18 protein-coding genes are annotated in these 21,140 nt (G+C 73.2%); 10 read left to right on the top strand and 8 right to left on the bottom strand.

The features are described 5' to 3' along the window. The first annotated feature begins 5 nt into the window (after window positions 1-5). Window positions 6-1,682, top strand: a complete 1,677-nt coding sequence (locus ACTWPP_RS08610) for an alkaline phosphatase D family protein (RefSeq protein WP_443103589.1) — start codon at window positions 6-8, stop codon at window positions 1,680-1,682. Window positions 1,683-1,781: 99 nt separating this feature from the next. Here ACTWPP_RS08610 and ACTWPP_RS08605 read toward each other — a convergent pair whose 3' ends face one another. Then, window positions 1,782-2,873, bottom strand: a complete 1,092-nt coding sequence (locus ACTWPP_RS08605) for an ATP-dependent DNA ligase (RefSeq protein ID WP_443103588.1) — start codon at window positions 2,871-2,873, stop codon at window positions 1,782-1,784. Window positions 2,874-2,949: 76 nt separating this feature from the next. On the opposite strand from ACTWPP_RS08605, the gene ACTWPP_RS08600 reads away from it, so the two are divergent. Continuing rightward, window positions 2,950-3,651, top strand: a complete 702-nt coding sequence (locus ACTWPP_RS08600) for a dihydrofolate reductase family protein (protein ID WP_443103586.1) — start codon at window positions 2,950-2,952, stop codon at window positions 3,649-3,651. Here ACTWPP_RS08600 and ACTWPP_RS08595 read toward each other — a convergent pair. Continuing rightward, a complete protein-coding gene (locus ACTWPP_RS08595) occupies window positions 3,633-4,352 on the bottom strand; it encodes a pyrimidine reductase family protein (protein WP_443103585.1) in 720 nt (239 codons plus the stop codon). The genes ACTWPP_RS08600 and ACTWPP_RS08595 overlap by 19 nt on opposite strands. A 146-nt stretch (window positions 4,353-4,498) precedes the next feature. Between ACTWPP_RS08595 and ACTWPP_RS08590 the strand changes: the two genes are divergently transcribed. Next, the gene (locus tag ACTWPP_RS08590) at window positions 4,499-4,900 is read left to right on the top strand and encodes a hypothetical protein (protein WP_443103584.1); all 402 of its coding nucleotides are present in this window, start codon (window positions 4,499-4,501) and stop codon (window positions 4,898-4,900) included. On the opposite strand, the gene ACTWPP_RS08585 is transcribed toward ACTWPP_RS08590, so the two are convergent. Next, complete coding sequence (locus ACTWPP_RS08585; protein WP_443103583.1) at window positions 4,897-8,205, bottom strand: BTAD domain-containing putative transcriptional regulator; 3,309 nt, start codon at window positions 8,203-8,205, stop codon at window positions 4,897-4,899. The two genes, ACTWPP_RS08590 and ACTWPP_RS08585, sit on opposite strands and share 4 nt — an antisense overlap. A 138-nt stretch (window positions 8,206-8,343) precedes the next feature. On the opposite strand from ACTWPP_RS08585, the gene ACTWPP_RS08580 reads away from it, so the two are divergent. Together ACTWPP_RS08580 and ACTWPP_RS08575 are read left to right on the top strand one after the other, a co-directional pair. Beyond that, window positions 8,344-8,898, top strand: a complete 555-nt coding sequence (locus ACTWPP_RS08580) for a dihydrofolate reductase family protein (RefSeq protein ID WP_443103582.1) — start codon at window positions 8,344-8,346, stop codon at window positions 8,896-8,898. A 3-nt stretch (window positions 8,899-8,901) separates the two neighbouring features. Continuing rightward, window positions 8,902-10,299: an FAD-binding oxidoreductase gene (locus tag ACTWPP_RS08575; RefSeq protein WP_443103581.1), complete on the top strand. Its 1,398-nt coding sequence runs from the start codon at window positions 8,902-8,904 to the stop codon at window positions 10,297-10,299. Between the two features lie 6 nt (window positions 10,300-10,305). Here the strand turns inward: ACTWPP_RS08575 and glgX are convergent, their stop codons facing one another. The 4 genes from glgX to ACTWPP_RS08555 all read right to left on the bottom strand — a co-directional run bounded on the left by glgX (window position 10,306) and on the right by ACTWPP_RS08555 (window position 14,325). Continuing rightward, on the bottom strand, window positions 10,306-12,399 hold the full coding sequence (glgX, locus tag ACTWPP_RS08570; protein WP_443103580.1) for a glycogen debranching protein GlgX: 2,094 nt from the start codon (window positions 12,397-12,399) through the stop codon (window positions 10,306-10,308). 257 nt (window positions 12,400-12,656) lie between these two features. After that, window positions 12,657-13,244, bottom strand: a complete 588-nt coding sequence (locus ACTWPP_RS08565; RefSeq protein ID WP_443103579.1) for a GNAT family N-acetyltransferase — start codon at window positions 13,242-13,244, stop codon at window positions 12,657-12,659. A 38-nt stretch (window positions 13,245-13,282) separates the two neighbouring features. Continuing rightward, entirely contained in the window at window positions 13,283-13,801 is a 519-nt protein-coding gene (locus ACTWPP_RS08560; RefSeq protein ID WP_443103578.1) for a DUF4262 domain-containing protein, read from the bottom strand. A 77-nt stretch (window positions 13,802-13,878) separates the two neighbouring features. Next, the gene (locus tag ACTWPP_RS08555) at window positions 13,879-14,325 is read right to left on the bottom strand and encodes a hypothetical protein (RefSeq protein WP_443103577.1); all 447 of its coding nucleotides are present in this window, start codon (window positions 14,323-14,325) and stop codon (window positions 13,879-13,881) included. Here ACTWPP_RS08555 and ACTWPP_RS08550 point away from each other — a divergent pair. The 5 genes from ACTWPP_RS08550 (at window position 14,324) to ACTWPP_RS08530 (ending at window position 19,531) form a co-directional block, all read left to right on the top strand. Further along, window positions 14,324-15,118, top strand: a complete 795-nt coding sequence (locus tag ACTWPP_RS08550; protein WP_443103576.1) for an SAM-dependent methyltransferase — start codon at window positions 14,324-14,326, stop codon at window positions 15,116-15,118. The genes ACTWPP_RS08555 and ACTWPP_RS08550 overlap by 2 nt on opposite strands. 163 nt (window positions 15,119-15,281) lie before the next feature. Continuing rightward, a complete protein-coding gene (locus tag ACTWPP_RS08545) occupies window positions 15,282-16,046 on the top strand; it encodes an SAM-dependent methyltransferase (RefSeq protein ID WP_443103575.1) in 765 nt (254 codons plus the stop codon). An 11-nt stretch (window positions 16,047-16,057) separates the two neighbouring features. Further along, the gene (locus tag ACTWPP_RS08540; RefSeq protein WP_443103574.1) at window positions 16,058-17,056 is read left to right on the top strand and encodes a sugar ABC transporter substrate-binding protein; all 999 of its coding nucleotides are present in this window, start codon (window positions 16,058-16,060) and stop codon (window positions 17,054-17,056) included. A 4-nt stretch (window positions 17,057-17,060) separates the two neighbouring features. Further along, window positions 17,061-18,578 carry a sugar ABC transporter ATP-binding protein gene (locus ACTWPP_RS08535; RefSeq protein WP_443103573.1) on the top strand — a complete coding sequence of 506 codons (1,518 nt, stop codon included), beginning with the start codon at window positions 17,061-17,063 and terminating at the stop codon, window positions 18,576-18,578. After that, complete coding sequence (locus ACTWPP_RS08530) at window positions 18,575-19,531, top strand: ABC transporter permease (protein ID WP_443103572.1); 957 nt, start codon at window positions 18,575-18,577, stop codon at window positions 19,529-19,531. Before ACTWPP_RS08535 ends, ACTWPP_RS08530 begins: the two co-directional genes overlap by 4 nt. Here ACTWPP_RS08530 and ACTWPP_RS08525 read toward each other — a convergent pair. Further along, window positions 19,479-21,125 carry an acyl-CoA dehydrogenase family protein gene (locus tag ACTWPP_RS08525; protein ID WP_443103571.1) on the bottom strand — a complete coding sequence of 549 codons (1,647 nt, stop codon included), beginning with the start codon at window positions 21,123-21,125 and terminating at the stop codon, window positions 19,479-19,481. The genes ACTWPP_RS08530 and ACTWPP_RS08525 overlap by 53 nt on opposite strands. Window positions 21,126-21,140 lie beyond the last annotated feature (15 nt).

The raw sequence follows: 21,140 nt of genomic DNA, 5'->3' as shown, positions 1-21,140 counted from the left end.
TCTCCATGGCCGACACCGCACGTCCGATCAACCGGCGAACCCTGCTGGTCGCCGGCGGACTCGCCACCGCCGTCGCCGTGACCTCCGCCCCGCGTCCCGCCCACGCCGCCCCCCGCCCCCGGCCCCTGCCCGGCGACCCGTTCACCCTCGGCGTCGCGTCCGGCGACCCCGACCACGACGGGTTCGTCCTGTGGACCAGGCTGGCCCTCAACCCCCTCGCCGAGGACGGCCTCGGCGGGATGCCGGACCGCACGATCCCGGTGCGGTGGGAGGTCGCCTCCGACGAGCGCTTCCGCCGCATCGAACGGCGCGGCACGGCCGCCGCCCGGCCCGCCGCCGCCCACTCCGTCCACGTCGAACTGAACGGCCTGCGACCCGGCCGCGAGTACTGGTACCGCTTCCGCGCCGGCGACCACGTCTCCCCGGCCGGACGGGCGCGCACCGCCCCGCACCCGGCCACCTTCGGTCCCGCCCTCGCGATGGGCTTCGTCTCGTGCTCCCAGTTCGAACACGGCTATTTCACGGCGTATCGACGGCTGGCCGAAGAGCACCCCGACCTGATCCTGCATCTCGGCGATTACCAGTACGAGTACAAGAAGGGCGTCTACAACAGCCCCGGCGGCAACGTCCGCGACCACGACGGCCCCGAGACCGTCACGCTGGCGAACTACCGGCAGCGGCACGCCCAGTACAAGTCCGACCGCGACCTGCAGGCGGCGCACGAGGCCGCGCCGTGGCTCGTCGTGTTCGACGACCACGAGATCGAGAACAACTGGGCCGACGACATCCCCGAGAACAACTCCGAAACCCCGTCCCATGAGGCGTTCCGCACCCGCCGCGCCGCCGCGTTCCAGGCGTACTACGAGAACATGCCGCTGCGCCGCCGCTCCCTCCCGAAGGGCCCGGACATGCAGCTCTACCGGCGGATCCGGTGGGGCAGGCTCGCCGGCTTCCACATGCTCGACACCCGCCAGTTCCGGGACGACCAGGGCTGCGGCGACGGCTACAAGGACTGCCCCGAGGCCGCCGACCCGAAGCGCTCCATCACCGGCGACGCGCAGGAGAAGTGGCTGCTCGACGGCTTCCGCCGGTCCCGCGCCCGCTGGGACGTCATCGGCCAGCAGGTGTTCTTCGCGCAGCGCGACAACACCGCCGGCCCGGTGAAGAAGACGTCGATGGACGCGTGGGACGGCTACGCCGCGTCCCGTGACCGGATCACCCAGGGCTGGCTGGACGCCGGGGTCCGCAACCCCGTCGTGCTCACCGGCGACGTCCACGCCCACTGGGCGAGCGACCTCAAGGCCGACTACGACGACCCGAACTCCAGGACGGTCGGCTCCGAGCTGGTGTGCACGTCCATCACCAGCAACGGCGACGGCCGGGACTCCGACCCCGCCGACCACCCCTTCCTCAAGATCAACCCGCACCTGCGCTTCTACAACAATCAGCGCGGCTACGTGATCACGACGATCGGCAAGGAGGAGATGAAGGCCGACTTCACGACGCTGCCGACCGTGCGGACGCCGGGCGCCGAGGCGTCCGTGAAGGCGACGTTCGTCATCGAGGACCGCGTCCCCGGCGTCAACCAGACCTACCTGCGGCCCCACGCCTCGGCGAAGATGTCGGCGCGGCCGGACCAGGAGATCATCCGGCAGACCATCGAGAACGAGACCCAGCCCTGACGGACCGCGGCCGGGACGCGTGCGGCGCGCGTCCCGGCCCCCCGCGGGTCCGGTGCCGGACGCGGCACGGCGCCGGACCCGGACCCGGCTCCTCCCGCCTCAGCGGTCGGCGCGCGGGCTCGTCGCCGAGCCGCTGAAGATGTCGTCCAGGTTGTAGGCCACGGGCACCTCCAGCTGCTCGTACGTACAGGAGTCGGGCGTGCGGTCGGGCCGCCAGTTGCGGAAGCGGGCGGTGTGCCGGAACCGGTCGCCCTCCATCGCCTCGTAGGCCACCTCGACGACCAGGTCGGGACGCAGCGGGACCCAGCTGAGGTCCTTCTTGCCCGTCCACCGCGACACGGCGCCGGGCATCCGGTCGACGGTCGCCTCGGACTGCTGCGCCCACTCCGCCCACGGATGGTCGGCGAGATCGTCCAGCCGGTACGGCTGCAGTTCCTCGACCAGCTCGGCGCGGCGCTTCATCGTGAACGAGGCCGCCACCCCGACATGCTGGAGCTTCCCCTCGGAGTTGTAGAGCCCGAGAAGCAGAGACCCGACGATCGGCCCGGACTTGTGCCAGCGGAAGCCCGCCACCACGCAGTCGGCGGTCCGCTCGTGCTTGACCTTGAACAGGATCCGCTTGTCGGGCTCGTACACGGTGTCGCGCGGCTTGGCGATGACGCCGTCCAGCCCGGCGCCCTCGAACTCGTCGAACCACCGCAGCGCCAGGTCGTAGGAGTCGGACGCCGGCGTCACGTACACCGGCGCCTTCACGCCCGACAGCGTGTCGACCAGACGCCGCCGCCGCTCGCCGAGCGGCACCTCCATCAGCGACTCGTCGCCGAGGGCCAGCAGGTCGAACGCCACGAACGACACCGGTGTCTGCTCCGACAGGAGCTTGATCCGCGACGCGGCCGGGTGGATGCGCTGCTGGAGGCCGTCGAAGTCGAGACGCGTGCCCTTCGGCAGGACGATCTCGCCGTCCACCACGCACCGCTCGGGCAGCTCCCGTTTCACCGCCTCGACCAGCTCGGGGAAGTAGCGGGTGAGCGGCCTCTCGCCGCGGCTGGACAGTTCCACCTCGTCGCCGTCGCGGAACACGATGCAGCGGAAGCCGTCCCACTTCGGCTCGTACAGCAGGTCACCCTTGGGCATGGTCTTGACCGCCTTGGCCAGCATCGGCGGCAGCGGCAGGCTGATCGGCAGGTCCATCCCCCCATCTTGCTCCCCGGCACCGACAAAAGGACATCCCGTGGGCGCAAAACGGTCATTGGATAACCTGCAGGTCATGCGCCGTTTGCTGCCCGAGCCCGCCGCCGGCGGCATCGACCCGTTCGACGCCTACGCGGACGCGCCGGCGCTCCGACTCGGCATGGTGATGAGCGTGGACGGCTCCGTCACCGACGCCGAGGGCTGGACCGACACCCTCGGCGGCGACGCCGACTTCCGCGTGTTCCGGACCCTGCGGGCCCTCGCCGACGCGATCCTAGTGGGGGCCGCGACCGTCCGCACAGGACGTCTCGGCCCCGCCCGCCTGCGCACCGATCTGCGCGCGCGCCGCGGTGGCCCGCCCGCCCCCATCGTCGTGGTGAGCCGCTCGCTCGACCTCGACTGGACGCTTCCACTGTTCACCGAGGCCGAGACACCGACCATCGTCGTGACATCGCGGAACGTCCGGAACAAGGTTCCGAGCCACATCCAGGTGGTCGACGCAGGTGAGGACGACGTCGACCTGCCCGCCGCCATCAGGACGCTCCGCGAAGACCTCGGCTACGAGCGTCTCCTCTGCGAGGGCGGCCCCGCCCTGGCCACCGCGCTGATCCGCGCGTCCCTCGTCGACGAACTGTGCCTCAACATCGCCCCGACCCTCCTCGGCGGTCCCTGCCACACCCGCCTCCTGGACGGCCTGCAAGCCGAGGTGCCGCTCGACCCCACCGCCCTGCACCTGGACGAAGGCGTGCTGTTCGTGCGCTACCGGCTGCGGACGTAACGCAGGAAGAGGAAATCCTCGTCCTGCAGGGTGTGGGCGAGGGTCAGCTCCGGCGGGACGGAGACCGGCGGCCCGTTCAGGATCCGCGTCGGATGCCCGCCGAGCAGCAGCGGGCTCAGCGTGAGGCACAGCTCGTCGAGCAGCCCGGCCGTCACCACCTGCGCGAGGACGCCCGGACCGCCCTCGCACAGGAGGCGCCTGTGTCCGCGCGCCGCGAGTTCCCCGACGGCGGCGGCGAAGTCGAGCGAGTCCTTCCCGGCGATGATGACGTCGGCGCGCTCCCGCGCGGCCTTCAGCCGCACCGGGTCGGCGGTGGCGGTCGCCAGCACGATCGTCCTGGCCTTCGCCTCGGTGAAGATCGGCGCGTCGAAGTCCAGGTCGAGGGTGCGCGAGACGATCGCCAGCGGCGGGACGGGGGTGCGCCCGTCCCGGACGCCGTTCCAGCCCTCGCTCGGCCTGACCGGCCCGTAGCCCTCGGCGCGCACCGTGTTGGCGCCGACGATGACCACGTCGGCGAGGCCGCGCAGCAGCAGGAACAGATGCTGGTCGGCGGGACTGCCGAGGCCGCCGCTGCGCTCGTCGCGCTGCGCCGCCCCGTCCAGGCTGGCGACCATGTTGGCCCGCAGCCACGGTCCGTCCGGCGGGTAGGCGTAGCGCTCGGCGAGGTCGACGTCGCCGGCCTCCGGAGAAAGGGTCCGCATAGGGGACCCAAGCTACTCCAGCCCTGGCCGGCCACGCGGATGACGGTCCGCGCATCAATCTGTACGAATCCGTCATGGCGGAAGGGTTCGGGGGTGACACTAAGGCCGGGGGACGGGGATGAGAATCTCACGGAGGGAGCGGGGGGTTGGAGTTCGCCGCTTTGGGCGCGTGGGTCCTCGCCACCGGCGCGGGCGCTTACCTGCTGATCGAATGGATGGCCGACGGGGGGCCTTCGGCGAAGGTGACGCGGTTCCCGGCCCTGGTCGTGGTGGGGCATCCCCTCGCCGGCACCGCCGGGCTCGTCGTCTGGATCGCCTATCTGGTCACCGCGCGGGCCGCGTACGCCTGGCTCGCGTTCGCCGCGCTGCTGGTCGTCACCCTCCAGGGGTTCATGCTGTTCACCCGCTGGCTCGTCGGAGGCGGCGGCCGTCACGCCCGCGGCGCGGAACAGGCCTTCCCCGCCGCCGCCGTGGCCGTCCACGGCACCGTCGCCGCCACGACGTTCGTCCTGGTCCTCCTCAGCGCCCTCGAAGTGACCCGCGCCTAACGCCAGCCGTCGAGCCGGGCCGCCACCTCGTCCGGGGTCCGGGCCCGGCCGTCCCGGTGGGCGGCGTCGAAGGCGGTCTCGCCGAGCGCCGTCCGGGTGGCCGTCGCGATGCGGTCGATCTCCGCCTGCTCGGAAGGGGCCAGGGGTATCGAGGCCGCCCGCCGCGCGGCGGCGGCGGCGCCCAGCAGCCAGGCCGAGGTCTCGTGGTCACCGGCGAGACCGACGGCGCCGGCCAGTCCCTCCAGCGCCATCACGACGCCCCGGGGGCTGCCCAGCTTCCGTGACGTCCGGAGGGCCCTCAGGTGCAGCCGCCTGGCCTCGGCGGCATCGCCGCGCCGCTCGGTGAGGAGGCCGAACTCGGTGAGGACCACCGGCAGGTAGAGAGGCGGCGCCCGGTCCTCCTCTTCCGGCCCGGCGGCGCGCACCAGCTTGCCCAGGTGCCGTTCCGCCAGGTCGAGGTCGCCCTGGCGGCGGGCGGCGAACGCCACTCCCATCTCGGCGAAGGTCTCGCCCACCCGGAACCCCTGCTCGGCGGCCAGCCGCAGCGCGTCCCCGCTCAGGTCCCGCGCCCGCGGGTAGTCGCCCTGCTGCACGGCGATCCAGCCCAGGGAGGCCAGCCCCACCGAGACCTCGGGCCACAGGCCGAGCTCCTCGGCCATGCGCAGCCCTTCGCGGTACAGGCGGGTCGCCTTGACGTGGTCGCCGACCATCTCGGCCAGTCCGCCCAGCCACGCCGTGGCCTGCAGCAGCCCCCAGCGGTCACCGAGCTCGCGGAACAGCGCGGCGCTCTCCTCGCCGTCGCGCTCCAGCGCCCCGAGGTCGGCGCGCAGGTACCCGAGCTTCGCCCGGGTGCTCAGCGCCGCGGCCGTGCCCCACCGGTCGCCGGCGCCGCGGAAGAGGGGAAGCGCCCGCTCCAGGCGCTCGTCGACCGCCGGTACATTTCCGAAGTCGGTCTCCGCGTACGCCAGGAACCACTCCGCCCTGGCGCGCGCGACCGGCTCCGTAACCCGCTCGCACACCCGGGCGGCCGCGGGGACGGGCTCGCCCAGCAGGACCTCGATCCCGGCCTTCCAGGCCTCCGCCCTGGCCCGCAGCGCGGCGTGCGCCCGCTCCCCGGCCGCCCGCTCCCCGGCCGACTGCGCCTCGACCGACTGCGCCTCGACCGACTGCGCCTCGACCGACTGCGCCTCGACCGACTGCGCCTCGACCGACAGGGCGGCACGGAGCGAGCGCCGGGCCTCGGCCAGCCTGCCGCGCAGGAACCAGTACCAGGTCAGGGCGCAGGTGAGCCGCAGCGCCCGCTCGGCGTCCCCCAGCCGTACCGCATGGTCCAGGGCGCTGCGCAGGTTCGCGGTCTCGGTGTCGAGCCGCCACAGCCACCGGCGCTGATCGTGGCCGTACAGCCGGTCCTCGGCCCGGACGGCCAGCTCGGTGTAGTACCGGCCGTGCCGGTCCCGCACCCGTTCGGTCTCGCCGGCCTCGGCCAGCCGGTCGCCGCAGTAGGCGGCCACCGACTCCAGCAGCCGGTACCGCGGACCGCCGGAGCCGTGCGCGACCGTGACGACGGAGCGGTCGACCAGGCGGGCGAGCAGGCCCGCCACGTCGGCCCGGTCGACCGCGCCGGGCCCGGCGCACACATCCTCGGCGGCCTCCAGCGTGCACCCGTCGGCGTGCACCGCCAGCCGCCGCAGCACGACGCGTTCCGGCTCGGTGAGCAGGTCCCAGCTCCAGTCGATCATCGCCGTCAGGGTCCGCTGGCGCGCGGGGGCGTCCCGCCGGCCGGCGTCCAGCAGCCGGAACCGGTCGTCGAGCCGGGCCACCAGGTCCTCGACGCCGAGCGCCCTGACCCGGGTGGCGGCCAGCTCCAGAGCCAGGGGGATCCCGTCGAGCCGCCGGCACAGTACCGCGACCGCCGGCGCGTTGCCGGCGGTGAGCGCGAATCCCGGCGCGGCGGCCGCCGCCCGCGCCACGAAGAGCCGGACGGCCGGCGAGCGGGCGAGCCCGGCCACGCCGGTGTCGGCGCCCTCGGCGGCGAGGCCGGACACGTCGAGCGGCGGGACCGCCCGGACGGCCTCGCCGGGCAGTCCGAGCGGCTCCCGGCTGGTCGCCAGGACGCGCAGCCCGGGGCAGCCCCGCAGCAGCCGCCCGGTCAGCTCGGCGGCCTGCTCGACGACGTGCTCGCAGTTGTCGAGGACGAGCAGCAGCCGCCTGGCCCGCAGCGCGTCGACGAGCCGGTCGGCCGCACCCGTCATGTCACGGATGTCGAGCGCCGCCATCACCACGTCCTCGGGCCGCCCGGCCGACCCGGCCTCCAGCCCGCCCAGCTCGGCCAGCCAGACACCGTCGGGGAACTCGCCGGTTTCGTCGACCATGGTGCCCGCGGTCTCCAGGGCCAGCCGCGTCTTGCCGACCCCGCCGGGGCCGGTGAGCGTGACCAGCCGGCCGGTCGCCAGCCGGGCCCGGACCGCGGCGACGGCGGCGTCCCTGCCGATCAGCTCGGAGAGGGCGGCGGGCAGGTTGGTGCGCGGCCGTACCGCGGGCGACGGGGCCGGGGCGGCGAGCGCGGGATCCCGGGCGAGCACGGCCCGGTGCAGCGCCACCAGGTCGGGGCCGGGGTCGAGGCCGAGCGCGTCGGCCAGCCGTGCGCGGAGCTCCCGGTAGGAGTCCAGCGCCTCGCCGGGCCGTCCGGACCGGTACAGGGCCCGCATGTGCGCGGCGCGCAGCCGTTCCCGAAGCGGATGCGCGGCCAGCAGCTGCGCGAGCTCGGCGACCAGCCCGGTGTGCTCGCCGAGTGCGAGCCGCGCCTCCGCGTAGTCCTCCCACGCGGCCAGCCGCTCCTCCGTCAGCCGGGCGGCGGCGGTCCTGCCGAACGGCTCGTCGGCGAAGTCGGCGAAGGCCGGGCCCCGCCACAGCGCCAGCGCGTCGGACAGCAGCCCCGCCCTGGCCCGCGGGTCGGTGGTTTCGCGGGCCCGCACGGTCAGCGCCCGGAACCGGCCGGCGTCCACCACGTCGGCGTCGATCAGCAGCCGGTAGCCGGGCGGGGGCGACGCGACCAGCCGCCGGCCGCCGGGCTCCGCCCGCTCCAGGGCCCGGCGCAGCTGCGTGACCTTGCCCGACAGCGTGCCCGCCGGGTCGCCCGGCAGGTTCTCGCCCCACAGCGCGTCGATGAGGCGGGCGGCCGGCACCGGACGCCCCTCGTGCGCGAGCAGCACCGCGAGCAGGGCGCGGACCTTCCGGCCCGGCACGGGAACGGGTTCGCCGCCGGTCGTCCACACCGCCACCGGGCCCAGTACCCCAAAGCGCATGCGGGCACGATAACGCGGGCTCGTCACGTCGGGTGACCGTCGACAAACCGTCAACATCATCCGTCACCGTGGAGAGGCCCAGCGCACGACCATTCATACGAATCTGGGCCTGTGAATCGAACGACGGGGGAGCCCGGAATGGGAAAGATCGTCAATTCCACGTTCGTCAGCGTCGACGGGGTCATCAACCACATGGAGGTCTGGCATTTCGCCTACGTGGACGACGAGACCGAGCAGATCGCCCTGGAACAGCTGCAGGCGAGCGAGTCCCTGCTGATGGGCCGTGAGACGTACGACGCGTACGCGTCCGTCTGGCCGGAGCGGGACGGCGCCGTCCCCGACCGGATCAACAGCATGCCGAAGTACGTCGCCTCCACCACCCTCGACGAGGCCGGCTGGAACAACACGACGGTGATCAAGGACGACCTGGTGGCGGAGGTCGCGGCGCTCAGGAAGCGGGGCGGGGACGTCCTGATGCACGGCTTCGGCCCCGTGGCGCGGGCGCTGATCGCCAACGGCCTGCTCGACGTCCTCCACCTGTGGGTGCACCCGCACTTCGCGGGTGTCGGCGGCCCCGGCGACATGCTGCTCAGCGAGGGCAACGACGCCCGGCTGGACCTGATCGGCACGCGAACCCTCAGATCCGGCGTCGTCATGCTCTCCTACCGGGTGCCTTCGGCCCAGGACGCCTAGCCCATGGCCACGAGAGCCACGGGCGCGGCGCTGCTGCGGCGCGGCTTCGCGGGGCGGGTCATGACCCCCGGCGACGACGGTTATGACGAGTGCCGGCGCGTCTGGAACGCGATGGTCGACCAGAGGCCCGCGCTCATCGCCCGCTGCACCGGCCCGGACGATGTCGCCGCCGCGATCCGATTCGGGCGCGAGCAGGGCCTCGAGATCGGGGTCCGCTGCGGCGGCCACAGCATCCTCGGGACCCCGGTCGCCGACGGCTGCCTGGTGATCGACCTGGCGCCCATGGACGCCGTCCGGGTCGATCCCGAAGGGCGTCGCGCCCGCGTCCAGGGCGGCGCGCTGCTCGGCGCCCTGGACCGCGCGACCCAGCCGTACGGCCTGGCCACCACGGCGGGGAACGTGTCGCACACCGGCGTGGGCGGGCTGACGCTCGGCGGCGGGATGGGGTGGCTGGCCAGGGAACACGGCCTCTCGTGCGACAACGTCACGTCCTTCGAGCTGGTGACCGCCGAGGGCACCGTCCTGCATGTGGACGCGGCGGAGCACCCCGACCTGTTCTGGGGCCTGCGCGGCGGGGGCGGCAACTTCGGCGTGGTGACCGAGTTCGAGTTCCGGCTGCATCAGGTCGGTACCCGGTCCCTCCTCGCGGACCTGTACTTCCCGCCCGAGGACGCGGCGGCGGCGCTGCGCGGGTGGCGCGATCTGATCGGCGACGCGCCGCGCCGCGCCACCCTCACGGCGTGGGTCGGCACGGCGGGCGACTGGCCGCACCTGCCGCCCGAGCTGCGCGGGCGGCCACTGGCCGGCATCGGCTACGTCTGGGTGGGGGATCCGGAAGAGGGGCGCCGCCTCCTGCCGGCCCTGCGCGGCCTGGGCTCGCCAGTGGCCGAACGCGTCGAGGAGCTGTCCTATCTCGACCTGCAGACGATGGACGACAGCGCCGAGGGCCACCGGCACCGCAGGTACTGGAAGGGCCACTACTTCAGCGAGTTCCCCGACGACGCCGTCCGCGCCTTCCTCGCCCGCGGCACCGACGACCCCGACGCGCCGTATCTGCCGGCGGCCGGCCTGCAGTCGTACGGCGGCGCGATCGCGGACGTGGCCGACGACGAGGCGGCCTTCAGCCACCGCGACACGCTCGTCGAGTTCGTCGCGGCGGCGCGCTGGCCGGACCCCGCCGAGGACGCGGAACGCATGGCGGCCGCACGCCGGTACGCGGCGACGCTGGAGCCCTTCGCCGCCGGCGCCTACGTCAACACCCTGACCGACGAGGGCGAGCCGGGCGTGCGGCGCGCCTACCCCGAGGAGAAGCTGGCCCGGCTGACGGCGCTCAAGGACCGGTATGACCCCGGCAACGTCTTCCACCTCAACCACAACATCCCGCCGACGCCACGGGGCTAGGTACGGCTAGGGGAGCCTCCTGAGAACCATGAGGGCGCGGTCGGTGACCGTCACCGTGTCGCGGGCCTTGACGCGGGGGCGTTCGCCGATCGTGCCCGGTTCGGCGGTGTCGAGGGTGAACTCCCAGCGTTCGCCGTACTCGCCGCCGGGGAGGGCGAACTCGACGGGGTCGGAGCCGGCGTTGATGAGGAGGAGGAACGAGTCGTCGCGGACGCGGCGGCCCCGAGGGTCGGGCTCGGTGATGGCGTCGCCGTTGAGGAAGACGCCGAGGGATTTGGCGAAGCCGACGTTCCAGTCGTGGTCGGTCATGCTCTCACCGGCGGGGGTCAGCCACGCGATGTCGGCGGCGGCGCCGGTGCCGGTCCCGGTGAAGAAGCGGCGGCGGCGGAACACCGGGTGGTCGTGCCGCAGCCGCGACAGGGTCCGGACGAACTCCATGTCGTCGGAGTCCTCCCAGCGCACCCAGGCGATCTCGTTGTCCTGGCAGTAGGCGTTGTTGTTGCCCTTCTGGGTGCGGCCCAGTTCGTCGCCGTGGGAGAGCATCGGCACGCCCTGCGACAGGAAGAGGGTCGCCAGGAAGTTGCGGCGCTGGCGGGCGCGCAGGGCCAGGACGGAGGGGTCGCGGGTGGGGCCTTCGGCGCCGCAGTTCCACGACCGGTTGTCGTCGGTGCCGTCGCGGTTGTTCTCGCCGTTGGCGTCGTTGTGCTTGTGGTCGTAGGAGACCAGGTCGGTGAGGGTGAAACCGTCGTGGCAGGTGACGAAGTTGATGGACGCGAACGGGCGGCGCGCGCTGTGCTCGTACAGGTCGGACGAGCCGGTCAGGCGGAACGCGAACTCCGGCATCGTCGCGTAGGAGCCGCGCCAGAAGTCGCGGACGGTGTCGCGGTACTTGCCGTTCCACTCCGTCCACAGCGGGGGGAAGTTGCCGACCTGGTAGCCGCCCTCGCCGACGTCCCACGGCTCGGCGATCAGCTTCACCTGCGAGACGACCGGGTCCTGCTGGACGAGGTCGAAGAACGCGGCGAGCCGGTCGACGTCGTGGAGCTCGCGGGCCAGCGCGGAGGCGAGGTCGAAGCGGAACCCGTCGACGTGCATCTCCAGGATCCAGTAGCGCAGCGAGTCCATGATGAGCTGCAGCGCGTGCGGGTTGCGGACGTTCAGGGAGTTGCCGCAGCCGGTGTAGTCGAGGTGGTAGCGCTTGTCGTCGTCGCGGAGCCGGTAGTAGGACGCGTTGTCGATGCCGCGGAACGACAGCGTCGGCCCGAGGTGGTCGCCTTCGGCGGTGTGGTTGTAGACGACGTCCAGGATGACCTCGATGCCCGCCTCGTGCAGGGCGCGGACCATCGCCTTGAACTCCAGCACCTGCTCGCCGCACTGCCCGGACGAGCCGTAGGAGTTGTGCGGCGCGAAGAACCCGATCGTGTTGTAGCCCCAGTAATTGTCGAGGCCCCGCGCCACCAGTGCGTGCTCGGGGATCGACTGGTGCACCGGCATGAGCTCCACGGCGGTCACGCCGAGGTCGAGCAGATGGTCGATCATCACCGGGTGCGCGATGCCCGCGTACGTGCCGCGCTGCTCCTCGGGGATGCCGGGGTGCAGCTTCGTCAGGCCCTTCACGTGCGCCTCGTAGATGACGCTCTCGTGGTACGGGACGCGCGGCGGCCGGTCGTCCGCCCAGTCGAAGAACGGGTTGATCACCACGTTCTTCGGCATGTACGGGGCGCTGTCGTCCTCGTTGAGCGCGTCGGGGTCGTCGAACCGGTAGGAGAACAGCGACTCGTGCCAGCGGACTTCGCCCTCGACGGCCTTGCCGTACGGGTCGAGCAGCAGCTTGGACGGGTTGCAGCGGTGCCCCTGGCGCGGGTCGAACGGCCCGTGCACCCGGTAGCCGTACCGCTGGCCGGGGCCGACGCCGGGCAGGTACCCGTGCCAGACGAACCCGTCCACCTCGGGCAGTTCCCGCCGCGTCTCGCGCCCGCCGGCGTCGAACAGGCACAGTTCGACCCGCCGTGCCACCTCCGAGAACAGCGCGAAGTTCGTGCCCGTGCCGTCCCAGGTGGCGCCCAGCGGATAGGGGTCCCCGGGCCAAACCTCCCGCATGTCTCCAACTCCTCGGCCGGTCCGTCCTGGCCCGTCGATTGTGGCCTACCCACCGTCCGCCAGCCCCCACCCACCACCATCCAATGGACGAGCTCCGCTCGGCGTCCTCCTGCCAGCCCCCACCCACCACCATCCAATGGACGAGCTCCGCTCGGCGTCCTCCTGCCAGCCCCCACCCACCACCATCCAATGGACGAGCTCCGCTCGGCGTCCTCCTGCCAGCCCCCGCTCCGTGCGCCACGCTCGTTACCAGGGTGTCACGGCGGGGACACTCCGTGCGGGAGGCGCCAGACGTCCTCGCCGTCGCCCGTGGTCTCGCCGGTGCGGCACAGGCCGAGCTTGGCGGCGACGGCCGCGGACGGGCGGTTGTCCGGGTGGACGGTGGCGACGATGTCGTGGACGCCGTGGGCGAGGAGCCAGTTCAGCAGGGCGCGGGCGGCCTCGGTGGCGAACCCGAACCCCTGGTAGGGCATCGCGATGACCCAGGCGACGGAGGCGATGCGGCGCGGCGGGCCCGGCCTGACGGTCGAGCCGGTCGAGGGGGGCGTCACGGTGAAGGCCCGCGCCGCCGGGGTGACGGTCGCCCGCACGTAACCGACGGCCTGCCGGTCGCGGCCGCGGCGGACGATCCAGTTCAGCCAGTACTCTTGGTGGAACGGCGCCGGCCCGGCGACCAGGTGCGCGTAGCGGGCGCGGAGTTCCTCCAGGGTGAGGGGCTCGCCGCCGATGTAGCGGTGCAGGCGCCGGTCGTCCAGGACGGGGGCCATCTCGTCGGCGTGATGGGCGGCCAGCGGTTCCAGGACGAGGCGCTGGGTCCGGATGGTCTCGGCGAGCGGCCCGTACATCCCGCCGATCGTATGCCTCGCCGCGCGCCGGGGCCCGGTCAGAGCCGGCGTGTCCAGACGCCGGCGGAGTGCTGCTTCGGGTCGAGCCACAGCCACGGCTGGGAGTGGCGGAACGGCAGGTCGGTGCCGGGCTGCCAGGGGAACAGGCCGTCCCGGTCGGGCCAGACGACCTGGAGCATCGGCAGCGGGGGGCGCCGGTAGAACGTGACGGCGCCACCGAACAGCGCGTCGTACCAGCGCGGGTCGATCTCCCGGAATGCGGCGGCCTGCCCCCGGACGAGGCCGTCGCGGCGCTCGCCGTCCGCGGGGGCGCGCCCCTCGGCGGTGTGCCGGCCGAGCGTGTTGAGGATCTCCTCCGTCTCGTAGACGTCGCCGCCGAACATCGCCAGTTCCGGTGCGCGGTGGCTGTGCCACAGGCCGACCGTGTACGCCCAGCCGGGTCCGGCGTCGTCGGGGTGGACGAGGACGACGCTCCAGCCGTACTGCGTGATGTGCACGATGGTGCGGAGCTGGAAGTTGTCGAGCCGGTCGCGGTCACCGTAGTCACGACAGATCACGCAGGTGCATGATGGGCGATCGCCGGACATGACCTTCAGTTTACGATCAATCGACCCTGTGTATCGCACCGGGACCGTCACCAGAACACGCCGGTGTCCCGGGGCCCGCTCCCGTGGCCGCCGGGGGCGTCCGGTCCGGAGCGCGGGCGGGCGAGCATCGTCGCCAGGAGCATCACGGCGGGCAGCCCCAGCGGCACGGCGGCGAGGGGCGCGGCGGTCGCGACGTCCAGTGCCGTCCCGCCGAGCAGGCCCGCGACGCCGAGGTTGTCGCCCTGGCGTCCCGCCGGGACCGCGACGGCGGCGCCGGCGCCGGCATGCCACGGCCCTGTTCGGTGTGGACGCGGACGTCCCGCGCCCCGGGGAACGTCCGCTCCGCGACGCGCCGGGCCAGCGCCCGGACCGCGTCTCGTTCCGGTTCCGGAACGGTGGTCCGGCCGCCGATCGGCTCCCCGGGACGGGGGGCGGGCAAGTACGTTGAACTGACCCGGAGAGTCGCTGGTTCCCCCCGAGGAAGGACTTCCCATGTTCGACCGCGACGCAGTCGAGCCCGCCGCCGTGAACGCCGAGGTTCCGCACGCGGCGCGGATCTGGAACTACTGGATGGGCGGCAAGGACAACTATGTGTCCGACCGGGCCGCCGGTGACGCGGTGGCGGAGGTGTATCCGCAGATCGTCACGATGGCGCGGCAGTCACGGCGCTTCCTCATCCGGGCGGTGAGCTTCCTGGCGGCCGAGTGCGGCATCCGCCAGTTCATCGACATCGGGACCGGGCTTCCCACGATGCAGAACACGCATGAGGTCGCGCAGGGCGTCGCGCCGGAGTCCCGGATCGTCTACGTCGACAACGATCCGCTGGTGCTGGTGCACGCCCGCGCGCTGCTCGGCAGCGCCACCGAGGAGGGCGTGACCACGTACGTGCACGCCGACTACCACGACCCGGGCCGGATCCTCGACGAGGCCGCGAAGGTGGTGGATCTCGGTGAGCCGGTGGCGGTGATGTTCATGGGCGTGCTCGGCTACGAGCCGGACCTGGCCGTGGTCCGCGCGATCGTCGAACGGGTGATGGACGCGACGGCGTCCGGCAGCCACCTGGTGCTGTGGGACGGCACCGACACGGGCGCGGCGGTCGTCGAGGGCGCGGAGAAGCTCGTCGAGAGCGGGGGCGCCCCCTACGTCCTGCGCAGCCCGGAGCAGCTCGGCAGGTGTTTCGAGGGCCTCGAACTGGTCGAGCCGGGGATGGTGCCGATCACCGAATGGCGGCCCGACGGCGACGCGGCCCGGATCGACGCCTACGGCGCCGTGGGCCGCAAGCCCTGACCGAAACCCACAAAGGGGTCTGGCGGTAAATCCCTCTATTGAGTGCTTTCCCACGAGAATTGCCTTCCGTGATCTTGCGGGGTAATACGCTGTGGCATCGCGCCGTCCGCCATGCGAAGGGGCATCGGTGACAGGAGAGGAATTCACGCCGTACGAACCCGACGTGGATACACCCAACGCCGCCCGGATGTACGACTACTACCTGGGAGGAAAGGACAACTACCCCGCCGACCGCGAGGCCGCCCGGAAGATCATGGCGCTGGGCCCGAGCCGGGACATCTGCATCGCCAACCGGCGGTTCCTCGGGCGCGCCGTCCGGCTCGCCGCCCAGAACGGCATCACCCAGTTCCTCGACCTCGGCACGGGCCTGCCGACGCAGGAGAACGTGCACGAGGTCGCCAAGCGGGTCCTGCCCACCGCGCGCGTCGTCTACGTCGACTACGACCCGGTCGTGCTCGCCCACGCCCGCGCGCTCCGCGCCATCGACGACACCACGAACGTCGTGCAGCGGGACGTCCGCCGCCCCCGCGAGATCCTGGAGGACCCCGGGGTCCTGCGGCTGATCGACTTCTCCGAGCCGGTCGCGGTGCTGTTCGTCGCCATCCTGCACTGCCTCACCGCCGAAGAGGACCCCTGGGGCGTGGTGCGGACCTTCGCCGAACGGATGGCGCCGGGCAGCCACCTGATCGTCACGCATCTGACCGACGACGCCCACCCGGAGGTCGGCGCGGCGGCCAGGGAGGTCTACGACGAGGCCAATGCCCCGCTGATCCACCGCGACCACGCGGCGATCTCCCGGTTCTTCGAGGGATTCGAACTGCTGGACCCCGGGGTCACGGTGGTCAACGAATGGCGCCCGGACGACGACGAGGACCGGGAGCGACCCGGCGGTGAATGGTTCTATGTGGGAGTAGGGCGGAAGCCATGAGAAGGCGAATCGTGAGAAGGCGCTGGATGGCCGCCGCGGCGGCGCTCGTCCTCCTGACGTCGTGCGCGGACCCGGACGAGGGCGGCTCGTCCGGCGGCGGTGGCGGTGACGCCAAGAGCATCGCGTTCTTCGGGTTCGCCAAGGCCAACTCGTTTTCGCAGGCCACGTTCGAAGGCGTGAAGGAACAGGCGGCCAAGGAGGGCGGGAAGGCGGAGTTCTTCGACTCCAATTTCGACGCCCCGACGCAGGTCCGCCAGATTCAGGACGCGATCACCTCCAAGCGGTTCGGCGTGTTCGTCCTGCAGGCCAACGACGGCGCCGCCGTCGTCCCCGCCGTGCGCGAGGCCGTCCGGAACGGGATCGCGGTGGTGGTCCAGTTCACCCCCGTCGGGACGCGCTACGACACCGCCGAGCCGCAGGTGCCGGGCACGATCTCGCTGGTGGACGTCCCGACCCGCAACGGCGAGCGCCTCGGCCGCCTCGGCGCCGGCGCCTGCGAGGCCGTCAAGGCCGAGCCCTGCCAGGTCGCCTACCTGGAGGGCCTGAAGACCCTGCCGCTGGACAACGCGCGCACGAAGGCCGTCGTAGCGGCCCTGGAGAAGGCGCCCGACGTGAAGGTCGTGGCGCAGATCGAAGGCGGCTACACCCGCGACTCGGGCCGCAAGGCGATGCAGGACCTCCTGCAGGCCCACCCGGACGTGGACGTCGTCATCGGATCGTCGCAGGCCCTGTTCGGCGCGGAGAACGTGGCGAAGGGCAAGGACATCCTCTACGTCGGGAACGGGGCGTCGCGGCAGGCGGTGACCGCCGTCCGCGAAGGCCGCTGGCACGGCATCCCCTACCTGCCGGTCCGCACCGCCGGAGCGAAGGCGGCCGAACTGGGGCTGGCCAAGGCGCGCGGCGAGGACGTCGCCGCGTCGACCGAGATATCCTCCCTCGCCCCGAACGACGGCGTGCTCACCAAGGACCTGATCGCCTCGTCCGGAATCACCGGCGAGTACGACGAGTAGCCGCGTGGACGTCGCGGTCGAGGGCCTCCGCAAGAGCTACGGCGGGATCACCGTCCTGCACGAGGTGTCCCTCACCCTGCGCGGCGGGCGTGTGCACGGCCTCGTCGGGGAGAACGGCGCGGGGAAGAGCACCCTGGCCCGCGTGCTGTGCGGCGCCGTCCCGGCCGACTCCGGGCGCGTCGTCGTGGACGGCGAGCCGGTCGCGATCCGCTCACCGCGCGACGCGCTGCGGCACGGCATCGCGCTCGTCACCCAGGAGGGCGCGATCGTGCCCGGCCTCAGCGTGGCCGACAACGTGTTCCTCGGCGCCCGCACCGGGAGGTCCCGCACGGGCGGCCCGCACCGCCCGCACCGCCCGCGCGGCCTGCGCGACCCGGCGGGGGACCGGCGGCGCTTCGCCGACCTCGCCGGCCGGGCGGGGTTCACGCTCGACCCGGCGGCGCGCGCGGGCGACCTCCCGTTCGTCCACCGCCAGCAGATCGAGATCCTGCGCGCACTCGCGCGCGGCGCACGGCTGATCGCCCTGGACGAGCCGACCGCGCTGCTTCCCGCCCCCGCCGCCGGCCGCCTGCTCCGCCTGACCCGGGACCTGGCCGAACGCGACGGCATCGCGATCGTCCTCATCTCGCACCGGCTGGAGGAGGTGCTGGCCGCCTGCGACACCGTCACCGTCCTGCGCGACGGGCGGCACGTCGCCACCGCGCCCGCCGCCGAGCTGACGCCGCAGGAGCTGCTGCGCGCCATGGTGGGCCGTCCCGTCGAGATGCTGTACCCCGAACCCGAGCCCGTCCCGGACGACGCGCCCGTGGTGCTCGCCGTGCGGGGGTTGTCGCGGGGCGCCGCGGTGCGCGGCGTCGGCCTCGATGTGCGGGCGGGGGAGATCGTCGGGCTGGCCGGGCTGGCCGGCAGCGGCCGGACCGAGACGCTGCGGCTGGTCTTCGGCGCCGACCGCCCGGACGGCGGCGAGGTGACGATCGCGGGCCGCCCGGTCACCGGCGGGGCGCCGTCCCGCGCGATGGCCCTGGGGGCGGGCCTGGTACCGGAGTCACGGGCCGATCAGGGACTCGTCCTTGTCCGTTCCACCGCCGAGAACCTCGCTCTGGCGAGCCTGCCGGACCGCAGCCGCCTCGGTTTCGTGCGGCGCCGCGCGGAACGCCGCGCCGTGCGCGCCGCCGCGGACACGCTCGGCATCCGCGGCGCGGGCCTCGACCGCCCCGCCTGGACGCTGTCCGGCGGCAACCAGCAGCGGTCTGTGTTCGGCAAGTGGCTCGTCCGCTCACCCCGGGTGCTGCTGGTGGACGAGCCGACGCGCGGGGTCGACGTCGCCGCCAAGATCGAGATCCACCGGCTGATCATCGGCCTGGCCGCCCGGGGCGTCGCCGTGCTCCTGGCGTCGTCCGAGGCGGCGGAGGTGCTCGGCCTCGCCCACCGTGTCCTGGTGATGCGGGACGGCCGGGTCGCCGCGGAGTTCCCCCGCGGCGCGGCCGCCGAGGACGTCCTCGCGTCGGCGGGCCTGCGGTGAGGTACGCCGCGGTCCGCGACCACGGCATCGTCGTGGCCCTCGCCGGGCTCGCCGCGGCGCTGTCGGTGTCGACCGGGACGTTCCTCACCACGGGCAACCTCGTCAACGTCCTCGACCAGGCCGTCGTCGTCGGGCTGCTGGCGTGCGGCATGACGCTGTGCATCGTCTGCGGCGTGTTCGACCTGTCGGTCAGCGCCGTCCTGGCCGTCAGCGCCGTCGTGGCCGTCCTGGTCACCCGCTCCGCCGGGGTGCCCGCCGGCTACGCCGCCGGCATCGCGACCGGCACGCTGATGGGCACCGCGACCGGCCTCGTCGTCGCGTTGTCGCGCGTGCACTCCTTCATCGCGACGCTGGCGCTCAGCATCGTGTACCGGGGGCTCGCCGTCGTCATCACCGGCGGCGCCATCGTCTACCCCCACGCGCACCAGCTGGACGCGTTCCAGACGCTGAGCCTGCCGACCGTGCTCGGCGGCGTCACCGCGCCCACGCTGATCCTGGCGGGCGTCGCCGCCGCCTGCTGGCTGCTGCTCGCCGGGACGACGCTCGGCCGCGCCGTCTACGCCGTCGGCGGCAACCCCGAAGCCGCCCGCCTGTCCGGTGTCAGGATCGCGCCGGTCCGCGTCGCCGTGTTCGCGGTCAGCGGGGCGTGCGCCGGGACGGCCGGCCTCGTCATGACGACCCGCGCCGGGTCCGCGCAGGCCGGCCTCGGCACCCTCCTGGAGCTGACCGCGATCGCCGCGGTCGTCATCGGCGGGACGAGCATCCTCGGCGGCGAGGGCGCCCTGTGGCGCTGCCTCGTCGGCGTCGCGATCCTGACCCTCATCTCCAACGGGTTCAACCTGCTGGGCTGGGACCCCACCTACAAACAGGTGATCGAGGGGCTGCTGATCCTGGCCGCCGTCACCCTCGACCGGCTGCCGCGGCGCCGGGCTTCGGTGTCGCCCGGTCGATGATCGGGGCGAGGTCCACGCCGGCGGGCAGGGTGCCGAAGGCGCTGCCCCAGTCACCGGCCAGCCGCGTCGCGCAGAAGGCGTCCGCGACCGCCGGGTGACCGTAGCGGACCAGCAGCGAACCCTGCAGCGTCAGCGCCAGCCGCTCGACGACGCGCCGGGCGCGGACCTCGATCGTCGCGAGGTCCCCGAGGGACGTCTTGACCTCCCGGACGGCCGCGTCCAGCCGGGCGTCGGCGCCGGCCGCCCGATCGATCTCGGTGAACACCGCCTCGACCGTCTGCGGCTCCTTCGCCATCGCCCGCAGGACGTCCAGCGCCGCGATGTTGCCGGATCCCTCCCAGATCGAGTTCAGCGGCGACTCCCGGAACAGGCGGGGCATGCCCGACTCCTCCACGTAGCCGTTGCCGCCCAGGCATTCGAGGGCCTCGGCGGCGTGCGCGGGCCACCGCTTGGTGATCCAGTACTTGCTGACCGCGAGCCCGAGCCGCTTGAACGCCGACTCCGTCTCGTCCCCGCGCACCGAGCGGTCCGTCGCGCCCGCCAGCCGCATCATCGTGATCGTGGCGGCCTCCGACTCGATCGCCAGGTCCGCCAGGACGTTGCGCATCAGGGGCCGGTCGACGAGGTACGCGCCGAACGCCTTGCGGTGCGCCGCGTGGTGGACGGCGGTCGTCACGCCCTGCCGCATCCCCGACGCCGCGCCGATCACGCAGTCCAGCCGGGTCATGTTGACCATCTCGATGATGGTGCGGACCCCTCGGCCCTCGTCCCCGACCCGCCGGGCGACCGCGTTGTCGTACTCCACCTCCGAGGACGCGTTGGACCTGTTGCCGAGCTTGTCCTTCAGCCGCATCAGCCGCATCGGGTTCAGCTCGCCGTCCGGCAGGACGCGCGGGACGAGGAAGCAGGTGAGGCCGCCGGGGGCCTGGGCCAGCGTCAGGAACACGTCGCACATCGGGGCGCTGGTGAACCACTTGTGGCCGGTGAGCCGGTACGTCCCGTCCGGCTGCGGGGCCGCCTGGGTGGTGTTGGCCCGCACGTCCGACCCGCCCTGCTTCTCGGTCATCGACATGCCCGCGAGCAGCGCGTTCTTCGTGAGCGGGGCGCGCAGGCCGAAGTCGTACTCCCGCTCGGCGAGCAGCGGCTCGTACCGGGCCGCCAGCTCGGGGGACTGCCGCAGCGCGGGCACGGCGGCGTACGTCATCGAGATCGGGCAGCCGTGGCCCGCGTCCACCCGCCACGCGTAGAACTTGGCGGCCCGCGCGACATGGGCGCCCGCACGCTGGTCGGTCCAGGCGGAACCGTGCAGCCCGTGCGTCACCGCGACGGTCATCAGCTCGTGCCACGCCGGGTGGAACTCGACCTCGTCGATCCGGTGCCCGTACCGGTCGTGGGTGCGCAGAACCGGCGGGTTCTCGTTCGCGAGGCGCCCCAGCTCCTGCGCCCGCTCCGTGCCCGCCAGCCGGCCGAGTTCGCGCACCTCGGCCTCGGCCCACCCGGCGCCCTCGCGTTCCAGCCCGTCCAGCAGGACCGCCTCGTCGGCGACATCGTGCCCGGCGAGCGGGGGAACCTGATTGAACACCTCGTGCGTCACCGTGCCGCTCCCACG

It is taken from the genome of Actinomadura sp. 3N407 (genome assembly GCF_052245875.1).
Lineage (GTDB): Bacteria > Actinomycetota > Actinomycetes > Streptosporangiales > Streptosporangiaceae > Spirillospora.
Note: the sequence above shows the minus strand (reverse complement) of the source record. Positions and strands in the feature narration are given on the sequence as shown.